The sequence below is a fragment of the Mesorhizobium sp. M0601 genome (assembly GCF_040320845.1).
Lineage (GTDB): Bacteria > Pseudomonadota > Alphaproteobacteria > Rhizobiales > Rhizobiaceae > Mesorhizobium.
The window spans coordinates 1-17,592 of the sequence record NZ_JAMYQK010000015.1 but is presented as its reverse complement, the minus strand read 5'-3'; the positions used below and the strand labels follow the sequence as shown (position 1 = coordinate 17,592).

Annotated in this window: 15 protein-coding genes and 1 tRNA gene; 7 read left to right on the top strand and 9 right to left on the bottom strand. The window is 60.7% G+C overall.

Annotated features, from left to right (window positions below):
* Positions 1 to 4 precede the first annotated feature (4 nt).
* Entirely contained in the window at positions 5 to 1,009 is a 1,005-nt protein-coding gene (locus tag NKI41_RS15800; protein WP_352683861.1) for a L,D-transpeptidase, read from the bottom strand.
* Positions 1,010 to 1,320: 311 nt separating this feature from the next.
* On the opposite strand from NKI41_RS15800, the gene NKI41_RS15795 reads away from it, so the two are divergent.
* Complete coding sequence (locus tag NKI41_RS15795) at positions 1,321 to 2,118, top strand: TrmH family RNA methyltransferase (protein WP_352683859.1); 798 nt, start codon at positions 1,321 to 1,323, stop codon at positions 2,116 to 2,118.
* Between the two features lie 137 nt (positions 2,119 to 2,255).
* Here NKI41_RS15795 and NKI41_RS15790 read toward each other — a convergent pair whose 3' ends face one another.
* Complete coding sequence (locus NKI41_RS15790) at positions 2,256 to 3,422, bottom strand: coiled-coil domain-containing protein (RefSeq protein WP_352683857.1); 1,167 nt, start codon at positions 3,420 to 3,422, stop codon at positions 2,256 to 2,258.
* Positions 3,423 to 3,569: 147 nt separating this feature from the next.
* Positions 3,570 to 4,151: a DUF1134 domain-containing protein gene (locus tag NKI41_RS15785; RefSeq protein WP_023679557.1), complete on the bottom strand. Its 582-nt coding sequence runs from the start codon at positions 4,149 to 4,151 to the stop codon at positions 3,570 to 3,572.
* 340 nt (positions 4,152 to 4,491) lie between these two features.
* On the opposite strand from NKI41_RS15785, the gene chpT reads away from it, so the two are divergent.
* The gene (gene chpT / locus NKI41_RS15780; protein WP_352452917.1) at positions 4,492 to 5,121 is read left to right on the top strand and encodes a histidine phosphotransferase ChpT; all 630 of its coding nucleotides are present in this window, start codon (positions 4,492 to 4,494) and stop codon (positions 5,119 to 5,121) included.
* A 240-nt stretch (positions 5,122 to 5,361) separates the two neighbouring features.
* A complete protein-coding gene (locus tag NKI41_RS15775; RefSeq protein ID WP_352452918.1) occupies positions 5,362 to 5,730 on the top strand; it encodes a response regulator in 369 nt (122 codons plus the stop codon).
* 105 nt (positions 5,731 to 5,835) lie between these two features.
* Here the strand turns inward: NKI41_RS15775 and ctrA are convergent, their stop codons facing one another.
* Positions 5,836 to 6,531 (bottom strand): response regulator transcription factor CtrA, encoded by a 696-nt coding sequence (gene ctrA, locus NKI41_RS15770; RefSeq protein ID WP_006203583.1) that lies wholly within the window; start codon positions 6,529 to 6,531, stop codon positions 5,836 to 5,838.
* A 450-nt stretch (positions 6,532 to 6,981) separates the two neighbouring features.
* Here ctrA and NKI41_RS15765 point away from each other — a divergent pair, with 450 nt between their 5' ends.
* Positions 6,982 to 7,359 (top strand): flagellar export protein FliJ, encoded by a 378-nt coding sequence (locus NKI41_RS15765; RefSeq protein WP_023719275.1) that lies wholly within the window; start codon positions 6,982 to 6,984, stop codon positions 7,357 to 7,359.
* A 61-nt stretch (positions 7,360 to 7,420) separates the two neighbouring features.
* Here NKI41_RS15765 and NKI41_RS15760 read toward each other — a convergent pair whose 3' ends face one another.
* Entirely contained in the window at positions 7,421 to 7,816 is a 396-nt protein-coding gene (locus NKI41_RS15760; RefSeq protein ID WP_352683855.1) for a winged helix-turn-helix transcriptional regulator, read from the bottom strand.
* Between the two features lie 93 nt (positions 7,817 to 7,909).
* Between NKI41_RS15760 and NKI41_RS15755 the strand changes: the two genes are divergently transcribed.
* Positions 7,910 to 8,836: an NADP-dependent oxidoreductase gene (locus tag NKI41_RS15755; protein WP_352683853.1), complete on the top strand. Its 927-nt coding sequence runs from the start codon at positions 7,910 to 7,912 to the stop codon at positions 8,834 to 8,836.
* A 57-nt stretch (positions 8,837 to 8,893) separates the two neighbouring features.
* Here NKI41_RS15755 and sciP read toward each other — a convergent pair whose 3' ends face one another.
* A complete protein-coding gene (gene sciP / locus NKI41_RS15750; RefSeq protein WP_023679563.1) occupies positions 8,894 to 9,169 on the bottom strand; it encodes a CtrA inhibitor SciP in 276 nt (91 codons plus the stop codon).
* Positions 9,170 to 9,430: 261 nt separating this feature from the next.
* Here sciP and mnmA point away from each other — a divergent pair, with 261 nt between their 5' ends.
* Complete coding sequence (gene mnmA, locus NKI41_RS15745; protein WP_352456412.1) at positions 9,431 to 10,621, top strand: tRNA 2-thiouridine(34) synthase MnmA; 1,191 nt, start codon at positions 9,431 to 9,433, stop codon at positions 10,619 to 10,621.
* A 13-nt stretch (positions 10,622 to 10,634) separates the two neighbouring features.
* Here the strand turns inward: mnmA and NKI41_RS15740 are convergent, their stop codons facing one another.
* Entirely contained in the window at positions 10,635 to 11,594 is a 960-nt protein-coding gene (locus NKI41_RS15740) for a Gfo/Idh/MocA family protein (protein ID WP_352466761.1), read from the bottom strand.
* Positions 11,595 to 11,830: 236 nt separating this feature from the next.
* On the opposite strand from NKI41_RS15740, the gene NKI41_RS15735 reads away from it, so the two are divergent.
* Positions 11,831 to 11,907 (top strand) — tRNA-Met (locus NKI41_RS15735).
* Here NKI41_RS15735 and NKI41_RS15730 read toward each other — a convergent pair.
* Together NKI41_RS15730 and NKI41_RS15725 are read right to left on the bottom strand one after the other, a co-directional pair.
* Complete coding sequence (locus tag NKI41_RS15730; protein ID WP_352683960.1) at positions 11,864 to 13,492, bottom strand: recombinase family protein; 1,629 nt, start codon at positions 13,490 to 13,492, stop codon at positions 11,864 to 11,866. The two genes, NKI41_RS15735 and NKI41_RS15730, sit on opposite strands and share 44 nt — an antisense overlap.
* A gap of 426 nt (positions 13,493 to 13,918) precedes the next feature.
* The gene (locus NKI41_RS15725) at positions 13,919 to 17,299 is read right to left on the bottom strand and encodes an AAA family ATPase (protein ID WP_352683851.1); all 3,381 of its coding nucleotides are present in this window, start codon (positions 17,297 to 17,299) and stop codon (positions 13,919 to 13,921) included.
* Positions 17,300 to 17,592: the final 293 nt, after the last annotated feature.

Sequence of the window (17,592 nt, the reverse complement as noted above, 5' to 3'; positions counted from 1 at the left end):
TTTGCTACTGAACGCGCTCGTCGGCGGCCTGCGCAATCTCGTCCTTGAACTCGACCTTCGTGCCCGGCTGCACCATGGAGGCAAGGTCTTCGGCATCCCAATTGGTCAACCGGATGCAGCCATGCGAAAAGGTCGTGCCGATCTTGCCCGGTTCGGGCGTGCCGTGGATGCCGTAGCTTTCGATGGAGAGATCGATCCAGACCGATCCCACGGGGTTGTTCGGCCCGGCAGCGATGGTGAAGGGCCGCTTGGTCTTGACTCCCTTGAAAGCGAAGTCCGGATCGTAATGATAGGTAGGGTTGTGCACCACCCGCCTGACCTCCGCCATGCCGCTTGGCGCCGGCTTCTCCTCGCTCCCAATCGAGGCGGGGTAGACCGCCAGCCATTTGCCGGCACGGTCGAGCACACGCACCAGGCGAGCGCCCTTGTCGACCTCGACGGTGGCGACGCCGGCGGGAGGGTCGCCTCTGCCGACGTCAGGCACCACCAACGTCCTGCCTGGTTTCCTGAGGCTGGTGCCCGCATTGAGCATTCGCAGCAATTGGTCGCTGACGTGGAAGCGCTCGGCCAACCTCTCCACCGCATTGCGGTAGCCGAGCCGCCGCAAGCGGGCCATCCTCTCCAAGCGAGCCGGAATACGCCTGGTGAAAGGTCCGCGCACATCCTTGCGCATCACCTCATAGGTCACCAGCACCGGCCTGGCGGAGGTTGCGATGAGTTTGCTCCAGGTTTGTGGACTGAGCTTGCCCTCGGGCGGAAGTCCGTTTGCCGCCTGAAACGCGGCGACGGCCTTGGCGAAGTTCTGGGAAAGGCGCCCGTCGATCAGGCCCGGCGAGAAGCGGGCCCGATCCAGAAGGATCTGCGCCTTCAGCAGCATCGGATCGACACCCTTCGGTTCGCCGATAGTGAATTGGGCCTGATTGACGGTGGCTGGATCGAGCTTGGCCGCGCGAGCCACGCCGCATGCGAGGGCAAGCGTGGCGGCAAAGACGAGGAGGAGCCTGATCATCGATGTCCTCCCAGGACCGCAGCAGGAGCCCGCTTCTATGACGCGGCATGGCCCTGTGTGGTTCCTTCGCCCATCGAAATTCTGCATTGAAGCGGCTTGGCCGAAGAGCCGTGCCGCGGAAATCAAATATCGCCGTGCCGCCAGGAGGCCAGGCAGGGCGTCTCCGCCCGGCGCCTAGTGATTGGATTTGACCGTTAGAACGGCGTGCATCCATTTGGACGCTGAGATACGGTCAGAGCTTCGGATCCGGCATCATGCCTTCCGAATCCGAATCCCGATTCGCGGCCGACGCCAGGTCCGCCGAGGAAGCCATGAATCCGATCCGCATAGACGACCCGCAGGATCCTCGCGTCGCCGCCTATCTCGACATCCGGGAGCGAGATCTTGCCGGCCGGCAAGGCCGTTTCGTCGCCGAAGGCAAGGTGGTGCTCGACACGCTGCTTGCCGCCCGGCGCTTCGAGGCAGAATCGGTGCTGGTGCTCGAGAACCGGCTGGCCGGCCTCGATGACGTCCTGCGCAAGGCGCCTGCCGGGCTTCCGATCTATGTCGCACCCGGCGAAGTCATGGACAGGATTGCCGGATTCCACATGCATCGCGGCATATTGGCGATCGGCCGCAAGGGCGCGGCCGTCTCCGCTGAAGCTTTGCTCGGCGCACTGCCCGCCCGCGCGCTGATCGTGGTGCTGGTCGGTATCGCCAATCATGACAATATGGGATCGATCTTCCGCAATGCCGCCGCCTTCGGCGCGGATGCCGTGCTTCTCGATCCGACCTGCTGCGATCCGCTGTACCGCAAGGCAATCCGCGTCTCGGTGGGCGCGGCCTTGAAAGTCCCCTTCGCCTGCTTTGCCGATACCGCCGGCTGCACCGCAATGCTCGACCGGCAAGGCTTCAGTCAATTCGCCTTGTCGCCGCGCGGGCAGATCGACATTCGCGATGCCAAGAGAAACGAGCGGCTGGCGCTCTATCTCGGCACCGAGGGCGAAGGCCTGCCGGAAAGCCTGCTTGCCCGCCTGCAGACGCTGCGGATCGGTATGGCGCAGGGCTTCGACAGCCTGAACGTCGCCGCCGCGTCAGCCATCGCGCTTCATCATTTTTCCGGAGCCTAATGCATGTCGCGCAAAAGTGTGCAGCGGTTTTGCGATAACGACATGCATCAAACAAGAACTTAAAGCGCGTCCGATGAGGCCGGTCGAATGCGACGTGCTTTAGAGCCGGGGCGCCCCGCGCTTGCGCTTGCGGAATCTCAGTCGGTCGAAGCGGCCTTCTGCAGCGCCCGCACCCGATCGGCAAGGCTGCGTCCGCCGCTCCCCTGCCGCGTATCCTCAGGCGCTGCAAGCGCCCGGGCGATCGGTGAATCCGGCCCGTCGAGCTTTGCCGTCAAGGCCACGACTTGCGCCGCCAGATCGTTCATCTCTTCACGCAATGCCGCGCTGGCGCGGCCGGTATCGTCTCCGGCCTGTGATTTCGGCGTTTCAGAGGCGGCAAGGTCCGCCTTCAGCCGCCTGTTCTCGCGTGCCAGCGATGTCAGCCTGGCCTCCAGCCGCTCGCGTTCGGCATCGAGCTTGGCGGTTGCCTTTTCGATGTCGTCGCCGTTGGCGGTCCCGCTGACCTGGCTGCCTCGCACCCCGGCAAGGCGCACCGCAGGCGGGCTTTCAGCTCCTTTCGGCTTTTCGCGAAGGCGCACCAGTTCCTTTTCGCGGCGCTCCAGCCTGTCCTCGCGATCGGCCAGCGAGGCGAGCAGGCGTTCGACCTTCTTTTCCAGGTCGCCGGTTCTTTTCTTCTCGGCCTTCAGCGCGTCCCGCAAAACCTTGCTTTCGGCTGCCAATTCCTGGCTGCGCCTGTCCGCCTCCTTGCGCTGGCCGCGCAGCAGCGAAATGTCGCTTGCCAACTTCTGCAGCTCGGATTCGCGCGCCACCAGCTCGATCTGCCGGCTGCTGGATGAAAAACTGGCGTCGTCATACATGTGCTCCAGTTTCCGCAGTTCGAGCCCGCGCTTTTCGAGGGCGCGCTCGGTCTCCGCAAGCCGTTCCGACAGCTGCTGCAGCTGCTCATCGCGCTTGCGAAGCTCCTCGCCCCTGGCTGTAAGATCGGCGACGACCCGGTTCTTGTCCTGTCGCTCGGCCGCCAATTCCTTCAGGGCTTCGCGGTCGCGGCCGATCTCGACCAGCTGCTCGGCGGCCTTCTCGCGCAATGATTTGACGGTCATTTCAAGCCGGCGCACCGAAACGGCGAACTCGGCGCGGACGCGATCCTTGTCCGCCTGGATCTCGGCCAGCGTCAACGGCATCGAGCCCTCGACGCGCTTGCGCGTCAGCGCCACCGCCCGCCGCCACACGGCCGGAGCAATCATCAGCGCCAGAAAGCCCGCGCAGAGAAAGCCGAGAACAAAGAACAGGATCGACTGGACCAAGATGACTATCCGTTGTGCATGGCAACCGCCAAAGGTCGACTTTGCCATCTTCGCATGACGGAAATCCGGCGCCACGGCAAGAGTATGCCGCGGCAAAGCTCAGACCGTGGGATCACAGCTCCAATCGCAGTGGCCCGGTCATGCAGGTCAGAACGGATTCCAGGTCGCGCGCTGGGTGAGCTTGAGGTAGCCGAGATTGACGCCGAGACGAGCGCCGACGCCGGTACGGATCGGCACGAGCAGCACATTGTTGTTCTTCAGCACGTTGAAGCCGACGCCGGCGACGACATAGGCGGAGCCGGCGACGCCGCCAAAGCGGTTATACAGGCTGCTCACATCGTCGAGATTGTAGACCAGCATCATGACGCGCGAGCCCTCGCCGCCGAAATCCCAGCCGAGCGACGGGCCTTGCCAGAACACTTTGTGGTCGCCGGCATTCTTGGTGTAGAGCGTGCCTTCGCCATAGGTCAGGCCACCGATCAGCGCCCCGGACCCCTCTTCGCCGAGCAGATAGCCGTTCGGCAGGCCATAGGTAGCGAAAATCTTCTCGACGACGGTGGCGAGCCCGCCCGATGTAGCGCCGAAGAATTTATGACCGGAATCGACGATCTCCTGCGCCGTGTATTCCTGCGCCCGCGCGGCCGATGCCGAAAAGGCGACAAGGCCGATGAGCGCGATCGTCATTGAGATGACTCGGAAAAAAGTCCGGTCGTAGAATCGGGAAACCATGCTTCCAATCTCCGTCAGGGAGCACTTTCGCCGACGCCTCGCACCCGTACGGCTCTTTGGCGGCCGTTAAGGATGACTGTTAGGGGCAAACTATGCCGTAATCCTTTTTCAACCATTAAACTCCCACATGAAGATGGCGGTTCGAAGGCTGTTTTCACATCGCCCGCGCAGCACCCTGCTGCGTGAACACGCCATTTTCGACAATCATGATTTCGGATTTGTTGCTGCACGCACAAGCGCTGTGTATTCAGAATGCTTGGGAGAGAGCGTGATTCGTGTGGACAGGCGTGATCATGATCGCCCGGTCATTGTGTTGTGAAATTTGCAGGGATTTTTGCCGATGGCCGAGCTTTTCACCCTTTCCGCACCCGATCTGGCAGCGCTGCTGTGCAGCCGGGTCTGCCACGACATCATTTCGCCGGTCGGTGCCATAAACAACGGGCTTGAGCTGCTCGACGAAGGCGGCGCCGACGAAGACGCCATGAAGCTGATCCGCCAAAGCGCCAAAAACGCCTCCGCCCGCCTGCAATTCGCCCGCATCGCCTTCGGTGCCGCCGGTTCCGCCGGCATGCTGATCGACACCGGGGACGCCGAGGCCGTGGCCATCGCCTTCCTGAAGAACGAGAAGCCGGAACTGATCTGGAACGGAACCCGCGCACTGTTGCCCAAGAACAAGGTCAAGCTGCTGCTCAATCTCATCCTCGTCGCTAACGCCGCCATTCCGCGCGGCGGCAGGCTGGTGGTCACGCTGGAGAACCTCGAGACCGAGCCGCGCTTTGCGCTCGCGGCGAGCGGCCCGATGCTCCGCGTGCCGCCCAAATTCCTGGAATTGCATTCCGGCCACAGGCCGGAAGAGCCGATCGACGCGCATTCGGTGCAGCCCTATTACACGCTGCTCCTGGCCCGCGAAGCCAACATGACGATTTCGATCCATGCGACCGCCGACGAGATCGTCCTTTCCGCAGCCTGAAGTTCTCCTAAAGAGTGGGGAAAGTATTTTTCTCAAGTCATATTTGCGGCGTTGTTCCTAACATCTGTGGGGCGGGCTTGCGGATTGATTGCGTGAAGCATTGCGAAAGAAGATTTCGCTTAAAACACCTTCAGGAAAATTTTACCTAACGGCTTTTCGGCTTCTTTACCAGATCGGCCTATGTTCCCCGGCAGATGCCACGACGCTGCCGGTTCGCCGCATGGCAAAGAGGGTCCCGGAATGAAACGCTGCATGTTCGTCGACAATTCGAGCGTCATCAGGAAGGTCGCAAGGCGTATCCTGGGCGGTTCCGGCATGATGGTGATCGAAGCCGCCAGCGGCCACGAGGCGATCGAGATGTGCGCGGCCGACATGCCTGATATCATCGTCGTCGACGGCGCCTTGCCGGACATGCAGGCGCAGGACCTCATCCGCCGCCTGCGCGCCATGGAAAGCCCGGTATTGCCGCAGGTTTTGATTTCGCTGGTCGAGGTCGATGTCGGGGCGATCATGCGGGCAAAACGAGCCGGCGCCCAGGGCTACCTGCTGAAGCCGTTCAACCGGCCGCAACTGCTCGAGTGCTTCCGCGCCTTGAAGATTGCCGCCTGATCAGAGCTGTTCCATTCCGACGAAAATCGGATCGGCTCTATCTTGTTGTTTTGCCGGGTTCTTTTCCGAAAAAATCGGCGCCCACCTTGGGATCACGCCCCTAGTTCAGGCGCTGACGCGGATATCTTCGGGCTCACGCAGCACATAGCCGCGGCCCCAGACGGTCTCGATGTAATTCTGCCCGCCAGACGCGGCGTCAAGCTTCTTGCGCAGCTTGCAGATGAAGACGTCGATGATCTTCAGTTCTGGCTCATCCATGCCGCCATAGAGATGGTTAAGGAACATTTCCTTGGTCAGCGTGGTGCCCTTGCGCAGCGAGAGCAGTTCCAGCATCTGATATTCCTTGCCGGTCAGATGCACGCGCTGGCCACCGACCTCAACGGTCTTGGCATCGAGATTGACCACTAGGTCGCCGGTGGTGATGACCGACTGGGCGTGGCCCTTGGAACGCCGCACGATGGCATGGATGCGGGCGACCAGTTCGTCCTTGTGAAAGGGCTTGGTCATGTAATCGTCGGCGCCGAAGCCGAGGCCGCGCACCTTGTCCTCGATGCCGGCCATGCCGGAGAGGATGAGGATCGGCGTCTTCACCTTGGACAGGCGAAGTGTTCTCAAAACTTCATAGCCCGACATGTCGGGGAGATTGAGGTCGAGGAGAATGATGTCGTAATCGTAAAGCTTGCCTAGATCGACGCCCTCTTCACCAAGGTCAGTCGTATAGACATTGAAACTTTCCGATTTCAGCATCAGCTCGATGCTTTGTGCGGTTGCACTGTCGTCTTCTATCAGCAGAACGCGCATTTCATTCCCCTTTTCTGCTGCCGGACCATTTCACGACCCGTCCAGGACCGGAGCAGTGATTGCCTGAGCAGAGGCTGCCATCGAATGGTTAATAAAACCTAATTCCCCGTCCATGACGGTATCAGATTTTTTAACCCCTTTCTACACCTTGTTGAATCCAATAACGAATCACAGACCCAAACCGTTAACGCAGCACATTAATAAGCCAGACTAAGTGACTCTTCGGACTCGTTGGCCGGGTTTCCCGACGAGAAGCAGAATTTTTACCCGCCCTTAAGTCCTGAGCCGTATGATTAACAATGCCCGTAAACGAATGGTTACCGCCGGCAAAAAACTTTAGGAGTTTGTTTCCCATAGTTCGGGGAAAGCCGGTGGAAACGGGTCAAGCCTGAGCCTTGCCGGGTGAATTGGACGATATGTGCAGGTGTGCGTTTCCGGGAGTACCGAATCATGAAGTCACGTGAAAACCTCGTTCGGCTGAAGCAATTTCAGGTGAGCGAGAAGCGGCGGCAGCTGCTGCAGCTCGACATGATGATCGCCGAATTCGAGCGCATGGCCGTCGAGCTGGAACTTCAGATTGCTGCCGAAGAGAAGAAGGCCGGCATCACCGACATCAATCACTTTGCTTATCCGACCTTCGCCAAGGCGGCACGTCTGCGCCGCGACAACCTTAGAAATTCGCAAAGCGACCTCGCCCAGCAGCGAAATGTCGCCGAATCATTGCTGAGCGAAGCCGAAGCGGAGCTTTCCAAGGCCGAGATGCTGGAATCGCGCGACACCAAGGCGCGCGACACGGAAGCCGGCGGCCGCAGCGCCATGATCGGCTGAAAACAAGACTCTAACGCGCGTCGCGCTTGTGCGCTATTGCTGCGCACCGACTGTGCCCGCCTCAGGCATCCAGATCTACTTGCTGTTCCGCCGCCCGTGCGCGCGCATTTTTGATGTCGGGCACATGCTGCTCCGACCAGGCTCTGATCTGATTGAGCAGTCCTGCCAGGTTCTGGCCAAGTTCGGTCAGCTCATATTCGACACGCGGGGGAATGACCGGGAAAACCTCGCGCCGCACAAGCCCGTCGCGTTCCAGGATACGCAGCGTCTGCGTCAGCATTTTCGGCGTGATGCCTTCGAGCTTGCGCGCCAATTCGCCGTTGCGGAGCCGGCCCCGGCGCAGCGCACAGATCACCAGGTAGACCCATTTGCTGGCGAGCGTCTCGAGCACGGCGTGTGACGGGCACGACCGCCGAAAGGCGTCATAGCCAAAAGGGGAAACATCTTCACTATCCATGAGGTGCGTATATATCAAAAAGGTACATACTAGACAAGAGAAAATAACTATACAAATGATAGTGTCACATCAAAACCAGCAGGAGAGCCTTCCATGCGTGCCATTATCCAGAATTCCTTCGGCGGACCCGACGTCCTCGTCATTGCCGATCGCCCCGCCCCATCACCCGAGGCCGGCGAAGTGCTCGTCCGCATCGAGGCGGCCGGCATCAACCCGGTCGATGGCGCAGTGCGCGGCGGCCACTATCCGCTGCTTGGCGAGCCGCCTTTTGTCCTTGGCTGGGACGTTTCGGGAGTTGTCGAGGCGCTGGGCTCCGGCGTCTCCGGCCTCAAGGTCGGCGATGCCGTGTTCGGCATGCCGCGCTTTCCCAAACAGGCGGCAGCCTATGCCGAACTCGCCGCTGTCCCGGCTGATGAGCTTGCGCCGAAACCTGAAGGCATAGATCACGCGCAAGCCGCCGCGCTGCCGCTGGCCGGCCTGACAGCCTGGCAAGGCCTTGTCCGCCATGGCCGGCTCGATTTTGGCAAGCGCGTGCTGATCCACGCCGGAGCCGGCGGTGTCGGCCATCTGGCGGTGCAGATCGCCAAGGCGCACGGCGCTTACGTCGTCGCGACCGCCAGCCCGGAAAAGCTCGATTTCGTCCGCTCGCTCGGCGCCGACGAGGTGATCGACTACACAAGGGATGATTTCACCGCGAAGGCCCGCGACATCGATCTGGTTCTGGACCCGTTCGGCGGCGTGCATGCGGAGCAATCACTGAAAGTGCTCACGGCCGGCGGCGTTCTGGTGTCGCTGCTCGATGTCAGCGATGCCACCAGGGCAAAGGCCAGGACGCGAGGCATCCGCGTCGAGCGCATGTCCGTAGTGCCCGACCGTGCCGCTCTGGTGGAGCTCGGCAAATTGATCGACGCGAAAAAGCTGGCCGTCCACGTGGCAAAGGCGTTTCCGCTCGAACAGGCCGGTGCCGCCCATGCCTTTCTCGCAACCGGGCCGATCGGCAAGGTGGTGCTGACGGTCTGAAATTGCAGATCGTCGACCCTCGCAGACGTAAGGGCGCTGATCAGCGCCCTTATCGGCCTAATGCCGGTATTGCTGGATGCGCGTGGTGCGCAGGCCGGCAAGGCCGTATTCGTCGATCGACGCTTGCCAGGACAGGAATTCCTCGGTGGTGAGCTTGTAGCGCTGGCATGCCTCTTCGAGGCTCAAAAGCCCGCCACGCACCGCCGCCACCACTTCCGCCTTGCGCCGGATAACCCAGCGACGTGTGTTCGTCGGCGGCAGATCGGCGATGGTAAGTGGGCTGCCGTCCGGCCCGATAACATATTTGACTCGCGGTCTAATTAGATCGGTCATCGTACTCTCTACAAAAAACTCAAAGACCCAATCCCCACCACATTACCGCCACAGCTTTAAAATTTGCCTAAGCAGACCCTAATGGTTAGGTAAGGATCATGAACGCGGCGTTAGCCTTTTCATCGGCATTTGAAACATCTGCCGGCAAGCGCATTGAACCCGGCAGGAAAAATGAGCCGGCCCGCCAAAGCTGGCGCAGCCGAGACGCTTGACCTATATTCCGGCCATTGGCATTGAAGCGCCGCGCAGAACGAAAGAACCATGAACAGCCTCGATCTTCCCGGACGCCCCGAAAACACCCGCGTCGTCGTCGCCATGTCGGGCGGTGTCGATTCGTCGGTCGTTGCCGGCCTCCTGAAGCGCGAGGGCTACGACGTCGTCGGTGTCACGCTGCAGCTTTATGACCACGGCGCGGCAACGCACCGGGCCGGCTCATGCTGCGCCGGCCAGGACATCGACGATGCCCGCCGCGTCTCCGAGACGCTCGCCATCCCGCATTACGTCCTCGATTACGAGGAGCGCTTCCGCAAGGCGGTGATCGACCCGTTCGCCGAGAGCTATGTCGCCGGCGAAACGCCGATCCCTTGCGTTTCCTGCAATCAGACGGTGAAATTCGCCGACCTTCTTGCGACCGCCAAGGAACTCGGCGCCGACGCGCTGGCGACCGGCCACTACATCCGTTCCGGCGCCAATGGCGCCCACCGCGCGCTTTACCGGCCGGTCGACGCCGACCGCGACCAGAGCTACTTCCTGTTCGCCACCACCCAGGCACAGATCGACTATCTGCGTTTTCCGCTCGGCGGCCTGTCGAAGCCTGAGGTTCGCGCCATCGCCGAGGAGATGGGACTGACGGTTGCGGCCAAGCAGGACAGCCAGGACATCTGCTTCGTGCCGCAGGGCAAGTATTCCGACATCATCGCCAAGCTGAAGCCGGCTGCCGCCAATCCAGGCGACATCGTCCATATAGACGGGCGCGTGCTTGGCCGCCACGAGGGCATTTTGCGCTACACCGTCGGTCAGCGCCGCGGCATCGGCATCGCCTCGGGCGAGCCGCTCTACGTCGTTCATCTCGACGCCGACCGGGCCCGCGTCGTCGTCGGCCCTCGCGAGGCGCTGGAGACCCACAAGATCTTCTTGCGCAACATGAACTGGCTGGGCGATGGCCCGCTGACCGCTATCCCGGCGGCCGGGCTTGAGCTTTTCGCCAAGGTGCGCTCGACGCGGCCGCCGCGCCCGGCCGTGCTGCATCACCGCGCCGGTGTCACTTCGGTGGAACTGGTAGACGGCGAATCCGGCATCGCGCCCGGTCAGGCTTGCGTGCTCTATTCCGACGATGGCAACGAGGCGCGCGTGTTCGGCGGCGGCTTCATCGAGCGCTCCGAGCGCGGCGCGGAGGCCGAGGCGATGCTGACGCGGCTTGCCGTCCAGCCGGCGCGGGTACCCGCCGAATAGACGGCGTTTTCTCTTAGGGCCTTGTATGGGCGACGGTGCCGGCGGTCAGGATGCGCAGCACGCGGATGGCCTCCTCGCCGCTGGTGCGCGGTTCGGCCCGCGTCTCGATGCAGTGGATGAAATGCTCCAGCTCGCGCGTCAGCGGCATGCCCTCACCGACCGCGACATAGGACGGCTCGTTGGCGGTGAACGCCCATTGGCCGCTGTCCTGCCACACCGCGTGGCGATAGACGGCAAGCTTGCGCTCCCACGGCTCGACATCGTCGAACACCGCCATCGCCTTGGTGCCGACAACGGTCAGCCGCCGTTCGCGGTAAGGATTGAGCCGCGAGGCGAACAGATGGCCGCGCAGGCCGTTGGGAAAGCGCATGTGCAGATGCGCAAAGTCGCTGAGATTGTCGAGAAGAGCGGCGCCTTCGCCGCGCACTTCGACCGGTTCGGTGCCGGTGATGGCCAGGATCATCGACAGATCGTGCGGCGCCAGATCCCATAGCGCGTCGTTTTCGGTGTGGAACTTGCCGAGGCCGAGCCGATGCGAATGGATGTAGCGGACTTCGCCGAGTTCGCCATTGTCGATCAGCGCCTTCAGCGTCTCGAAGGCGGGATGAAAGCGCAGCACGTGGCCGACCATGAAGACACGGCCATTATCGGCGGCCGCCTGCACCGAGCGTTCGGCATCGGCCACCGTCAGCGCGATCGGCTTCTCCACCAGCACGTCCTTGCCGCCGAGCACGGCGCGCACCGCCATGTCGGCATGGAACTGCGGCGGCAGCGCCATGACGATGGCGTCGACATCGTCGCGGGCAAACAGCGCCTCCGGCTCTATCGCCAGGCAATCCTGCTCGCTGGCAAAACCCTCCGCGCGCGCGGGGTTGACGTCCGAAACCGCATGCAGCGCGCCGAGCGCCTTTAGGGTGCGGATGTGGTTGCTGCCCCAGTATCCGCAACCGAGGACTGCAATGCGCGGTTTCATCAATTCATGACCATGACTTTCGTGGCCGAGACATAGCGACGTGCCTCGCTGAACTCAACCCCGGCCTGTGCGCCCAAATGTCTGCCCGGCAAAGCTTTCGGCGCAAGCAATATGCCGGCGCGGCAGCCACTTCGATGCTTGACAGGCTTGGCCTCGCAACCTTATATCCGCGCGACCTTGGCGAACGCGCCGATATGCCTGCCGATTTAAGCTGGATTTCGGGCCTTCGCCGCCCTGGCGGGGTAGCTCAGTTGGTTAGAGCACGGGAATCATAATCCTGGGGTCGGGGGTTCAAGTCCCTCTCCCGCTACCACCTTTCCCCACACTCCTTTGACGCCGTTGGGAAAGGCATCCTCGCCCAGGAGCGCGGTCAGACGCCCCGCGATTTCGACTTCAATGCCGCCGATCCTTGATGGATCTCGAAACACAGTAACAGTTTCGATCAAGTCCCGCATCGCCTCTGCAGTTTCGGAATCGCCGGCCACAACGCCTTCGGCAAGCCCTGTTTGAAGCTGGTTTAGTTGTTCCTCGTAGCGCGCCAGCACCGCAGGATGCAGTGCAATGACATCAGTCGGCGCGGGCACTTTGTCCAGCTCGGCTACAATGCACTTACGTTCTTCATTGAGCGCCGTTGATTGCGGCCCCAACACGGCTGGGTCGCCATGACCCTTGGCGATGGCATTGACCAGCCGATCGATCTCCCGAGATAGCTCTCCAAGCCGTCGTGCCAAACGAGTGCGCTTCGCATCGGTTTCGGCTGCCAGGCGCCTTCGTTCTTCGTGATACGTCTGGACGTACTGGGCTATCACATCCGGATGGCGCATCTCCGCGGTGAGCCCGTTTAAGACAGCATTCTCGACCGTATCCAGATAGAAAGTCTTCGGATCAGGGCATGTCCCGTTCTCTGTCGCCGCCGAGCAACGGATACGAATTCGCCTGGACTTGTCCTTGCCGTTTGAGGACATCCCCGCTCCACAAGCACCGCACCTCAAAAGCCCCGACAACATATGTCGGGGCCGGCGCTGATGGCTTGGGTGTGTAACTGCACGAGCCTTTTTCCTGGCTCGTGCCGCTTCAAACAGTTCGGGCGAGATAATGGCAAGGTCGGGAACTTCGACAGTTTGCCATTCGCCTCTAGGATTTGGGCGCGAGATACGTTTGCCGGTGTCGGGGTCCTTGACCATTCGGACCTTGTTCCAAATCAGCCGGCCGGCATAAAGTTCATTCTGAAGCAGCCCAGTCCCTCTTTGTGCATTTCCATTGATGGTGGAGGCATTCCAGACTCGACCGCGAGGTGGTGGTATGCCGTCTTTATTGAGATTGTAAGCGATGTCGCGCGGCGTCCGTCCGTCAACGTATTCCCTAAAGACGCGACGCACGACCTCGGCTTCGTCCTCTGCGATCAGGCGCTTTCCAGGGTCGCCCAGCAGGTAAGAATAGCCGTAGGTTAATCCACCCGCATGGAGTCCTTTGTTAACTCGGCCAGCTTGGCCTCGCCGAACTTTGTGAGCATTGTCCTCTCGATAGAGCTGCCCAACAAGGCCGCGAAGCCCGACCAAGACTGTGTTTACCACCCCCTCATGAACGGCACGAATTTCGATACCAAGAAATGAGAGGCGCTTGTGAATGCCGGCAAGGTCTTCCATGTCACGAGAGAGCCGATCAAGCGCCTCGACGACGAGCACATCAAATTCGTGCTCACGAGCTTTGTCCATAAGGTGGAGCAAACCATCGCGCCCCATGACCGAACCGCCGGAGCGAGCTCGATCGTCAAACGTTGCGACAACGTTCAAACCCTCACGCTCAGCGTAAGTTCGGCAGAGCGTGAGTTGATCGTCTATTGATCGTTCATTCTGAAGATCGGTTGAGAAGCGTGCGTATATCGCGGCTCGATTCATGATCTATTTTCTCGGCCTGTTCGCGCGCGTGATCTTCGCGGGCCGCTTGGCGCGCGAGAGCGCTTGCAAGACGCAGAATCGCTCTGTCGGGCGCCGGGCGCAAGATGCTTTTGTGGGATTTCACCACCATTGCGGGTGGCGCTCGTCATGGAAGAATAGCCAGGGGCACAATCTCGCGGAAAATACCAGTCCGCAGAATGCGCGGCCTCCTTCAAGCCTGCCGAGATCACTTTCTTGGTCCATGTCTCGCAAGATGTGTTCAGGCGCGAGACAAGAGAAGGCATCAAATCCGTCGGTCGCAAAAAGGGATAGCAAGGCGTGCTATTCGGAAACCACAAGCTTGATCGGTTGCTCTCGTTGAATCAGCCCTTGCGCTTGGCAGCTGCTGCTCGGCCCCTCGTCGGACTCCAGTGATTGCTCGTCAGCCTACAACACCGATGCGAAAATCGCATCAGCTTCGCGGATGACCGAGGTTTCCAGGCCTTCAGCGGTCTCGCTAATCCGAAGCTGATTCCGACAGTCAGCTCGGAGCTCCTGGCCCGAACTTGTTGAGAGCTTGGCCGACTCGGTTGCAGCACGAACCGCCAACCAATGCGCGCCCTGACTTATCGCAGTGTCATAGGCTTTAGTTAGGACTTTCATCCCTCGGGTCACATCCGCCTTGGCGATCAAGCAACCCTCAATACGTTCTATTTCAGCCTGCGCCCATCTCTCGTCGGTCTTGTCCATCGCCTCGATAGCATTCTCGATCGCCCCGAGGCCCTCATCGATCCGTCCATGCCGGAGGCAAATATCCGCAATCGACGAATAGAAGTGTGGCAAGTGCAGTTCAGAGCCCGTCGAGCGCCAACGGTTAATGCCATCTCGCAGCATTTTGAGCCCTTCGTCGGGTAGGTCGCTGCCGATGGCCCAGCCGAGCAACGTGCGAGCACCGCCGGACCAGGATGCCAGTCTGCGGTTGTCAGCTAAAATGAGCATCTGTTCAGCGATCGCGCGGCACTCGACCGGCTCATTGCGGAAACGTCGAGCAAGGGCGAGGTTCATGAGGATAAATGCCAGATTGAGCGGATGATCGAGCCGCTCCGCGGTTTCAACGCTCGACGCACAATTGGCGAGCCCGGTATCGACCCGCCCTGCGAGCACCTGCGCCACGCCGAGATAACTGCGACAAATCGAGGGGCCGTCCTCTCCATACCTTGCGACATCGAAATGCCTATCGGAGGTCGCCCAGGCATTGATTCCAGCCTCGGCCTCCCGTGCAGCATCCCCAATGGCACCGAGATAGAAATAGGACGTGGCGAGCGCCCGATGCGCCAAAGTCGTTTCCTCAACGTTTTCTCTGCGCGAGGCTTCGACAAGGAGTTCCTTGGCCAAGTGTCGGCTCCGGTGCAGGTCAGGCCGGTCAAGATAGAAGTTCCAAAGCGAACGTCGGGCAAAAAAGAGGTTGGACGTGAGGCCCGTGGATATACAAAGCTCTTCGGCACGGAGAAAGTTCGCTTCAACCTTCTCCGACGCATATCCAGCTGACGCGTTCAGCGGGACGCCCATTTCAATCCGGATTCCGAGTTCAAGCTCATTTGCATCGCCCGAGTTAGTGACTGCTTCCAGGGCGTGCAGCGCGCTCGTGAAATGCGCGACCGCCTCCGGATTGGCAAATCGCGCCGCGGCAGCGCGCCCAGCTTGGAGGAAGCATTCAGCTGCCTCACGATACCGCTTTGCCGCCATGAGGTGGTGTGCAACCAGCTCCGGTTCGGCTGTCGACTCCGAGCCGAGTTTGTCGGCCAGCTGGCTGTGTATGTGCTGGCGCACCGATTTCAACATGCTGTGATAGGCAGCATCGCGAACGAGCGCGTGCTTGAACGTGTATCGTGCGTCCGAGCCCCGTCCGCGACGGAAGACGAGCTCGGCATCCACGAGCTGATCGAGTGCCTCTTCCAACTGGGCAGCGCTGAGCCGCGTGACCGATCGAAGGAGGTCGTGGCGGAATTCGCGGCCGATGCATGCGGCCATTTGCGCAACTTCCTTGACCGGCTGCAATCGGTCGAGGCGGGCCATCAGCGAATCGTGCAACGTTAGCGGAATGTCGAGATTTGCGAGTCCGGCATGATCTTCGTCGAAGACGGCTGCGCGATCGAAGTGGCGGGCTTCAAGAACACCCTTTGTCAGCTCTTCAATGAACAGCGGCACACCATCCGTCGTGGCGATGATCTTGTCCACAATGGTGGGCGGTAGTCGAATATCGCCAGCGAGCTTCTCGATGAATGCGGTGGTCTGTTCACGGCCCAGGCGATTAAGCGCCAATTTCGTCACTATGGGATGTCGGCCAAAACCGTGTTCGAAGGTCGGTCTCGTCGTCACCATCATCATGACCCGAGCGTGCTGAATCCGTTCGACACATTGATCCAACAATTCGAGCGTTGTCGCGTCAATCCAGTGGATGTCCTCGATCACGAACAACAATGGCAGCCTTGCTGCAGCGTCGAGAATGTCGTCCAACAATCCGTCAAGCGTTCGCGCTCGCAGTTGCTGCGGATTCAGGCCCGTCAAAGCATCGCTGTGGTGGTTTTGAAGATCGAGCAGGGAAGCGAAAATAGGCAACAACGGATTTGCTGGACCTTTGGTGGCTTCGAGTTTTCTGACCTTCTCTTCATCCTCATCGGCTTCTCCAATACCGATAGTGCGGCGGAGCTGCTGAACAGCTGGATAGAGCGGCGAGCCAGAGTAATACGGCGAGCACTGATAGCTCACCCGCACATGGTTCTCTTGAGAGACCGCGTCGATCAAGGCGCGGGTGATGCGAGATTTTCCGATACCCGCCTCGCCGCTGAGAAGCACGAGCTGGCCTTCGCCCCTCTTCGCTTGGCCCCATCGTTCGAGAGCAAGTCCGAGTTCGAGGTCTCTTCCGAACATGACTTGAGGAGCGCTCGTGACGCGCGCGTCATAGCGTGTCTCGATGGCATGTTCCCCGACAACCAGAAATGGCGAGACGGGTACCGAAAATCCCTTCAGTTCGATAGGACCCAGGCTCTCGACCGCGAATATTCCGCCGAGCAACTTTCTCGTGCTCTCGGCGACCACCACATATCCCGGTTGGGCCAGGGCTTGCAGCCGAGCGGCGAGATTGGGTGTTTCGCCAATGACGACTTCTTCGTGTGCGGACCCAGTCCCGATGACTTCTCCGACGACACATAATCCCGTGGCAATTCCCACTCTAGCTGCCATTGGCACTTGAGCAGGAGTGCGCAAACTGGCGACAGCTTTCACAATGGAACGTCCAGAGCGGACCGCCCGCTCGGCGTCCTCCTCGTGGGCGAGTGGCCAGCCGAAGTAGCACAGCACGCCGTCGCCCATGAATTTGGCGACGTAGCCATCATAACGGGCGACCTCTGCGGCGACCAACGATTGATATGCGGCTATGACCGAGCCCAAGTCCTCAGGATCGAGCGTCGAGGCCAGCACGGTCGATCCCACGAGGTCGACGAACATAACCGTCAGGTTGCGCCTCTCTGCCTCACTCCCCTCTCGCCTAGGCACTGCACTTTGGAGAGCATCCCGCTTGGCATTGTCGTTTGCTTTCGGCGGTTGGGCCGGTGGATGCGAGAGCTCGGCGATCGCGGCCAGGATTCTTCTCCGGTGACCAACAGATTTTACGCCAAGCTCCCGCAGGTCATCGTCGGAGAGCTTTGGTAGAATTGCCGGTTCAATGTCGTTGTCGATGAATGCGCCGGCATACTGCTCAAGGCCCAAACCTTGCAGCCATGAAGCGATCTCCTTGCCGCCCTGCTGACGATCCATCGAAGCAGTCAAGCGCACATACTCAAAATGTCAATCGGACCGCCTAAGAATGCGTCACCGTTTGTGGTCAGGTGCGGACGAGCAGCGTCCGCGCTGCACCGAAGCGCTCCCCATCCGATTGCCTGGGCTCACCGCTGCTCCTGGCGCAACCGCGACCTCCAAAATGATCGCCAACAATGTCTGCGTTCAGGCAGTGGCAACAGTGCCTTCAATGGCTGACATGCTGAAGGGTTTCGGGTGCCGTTAGGCGTACGAAAGTCTCTCATGCAGGAACCCGCGGGCCGCACGCTCTGAGCTATGGAGAT

What these genes read in the sequence shown, in the direction of transcription:
- NKI41_RS15800 (WP_352683861.1), bottom strand. Translation starts at nt 1,009, where the DNA reads ATGATCAGGCTCCTCCTCGTCTTTGCCGCCACGCTTGCCCTCGCATGC.
- NKI41_RS15795 (WP_352683859.1), top strand. Translation starts at nt 1,321, where the DNA reads ATGAATCCGATCCGCATAGACGACCCGCAGGATCCTCGCGTCGCCGCC.
- NKI41_RS15785 (WP_023679557.1), bottom strand. Translation starts at nt 4,151, where the DNA reads ATGGTTTCCCGATTCTACGACCGGACTTTTTTCCGAGTCATCTCAATG.
- chpT (WP_352452917.1), top strand. Translation starts at nt 4,492, where the DNA reads ATGGCCGAGCTTTTCACCCTTTCCGCACCCGATCTGGCAGCGCTGCTG.
- NKI41_RS15775 (WP_352452918.1), top strand. Translation starts at nt 5,362, where the DNA reads ATGAAACGCTGCATGTTCGTCGACAATTCGAGCGTCATCAGGAAGGTC.
- ctrA (WP_006203583.1), bottom strand. Translation starts at nt 6,531, where the DNA reads ATGCGCGTTCTGCTGATAGAAGACGACAGTGCAACCGCACAAAGCATC.
- NKI41_RS15765 (WP_023719275.1), top strand. Translation starts at nt 6,982, where the DNA reads ATGAAGTCACGTGAAAACCTCGTTCGGCTGAAGCAATTTCAGGTGAGC.
- NKI41_RS15760 (WP_352683855.1), bottom strand. Translation starts at nt 7,816, where the DNA reads ATGGATAGTGAAGATGTTTCCCCTTTTGGCTATGACGCCTTTCGGCGG.
- NKI41_RS15755 (WP_352683853.1), top strand. Translation starts at nt 7,910, where the DNA reads ATGCGTGCCATTATCCAGAATTCCTTCGGCGGACCCGACGTCCTCGTC.
- sciP (WP_023679563.1), bottom strand. Translation starts at nt 9,169, where the DNA reads ATGACCGATCTAATTAGACCGCGAGTCAAATATGTTATCGGGCCGGAC.
- mnmA (WP_352456412.1), top strand. Translation starts at nt 9,431, where the DNA reads ATGAACAGCCTCGATCTTCCCGGACGCCCCGAAAACACCCGCGTCGTC.
- NKI41_RS15740 (WP_352466761.1), bottom strand. Translation starts at nt 11,594, where the DNA reads ATGAAACCGCGCATTGCAGTCCTCGGTTGCGGATACTGGGGCAGCAAC.
- NKI41_RS15730 (WP_352683960.1), bottom strand. Translation starts at nt 13,492, where the DNA reads ATGAATCGAGCCGCGATATACGCACGCTTCTCAACCGATCTTCAGAAT.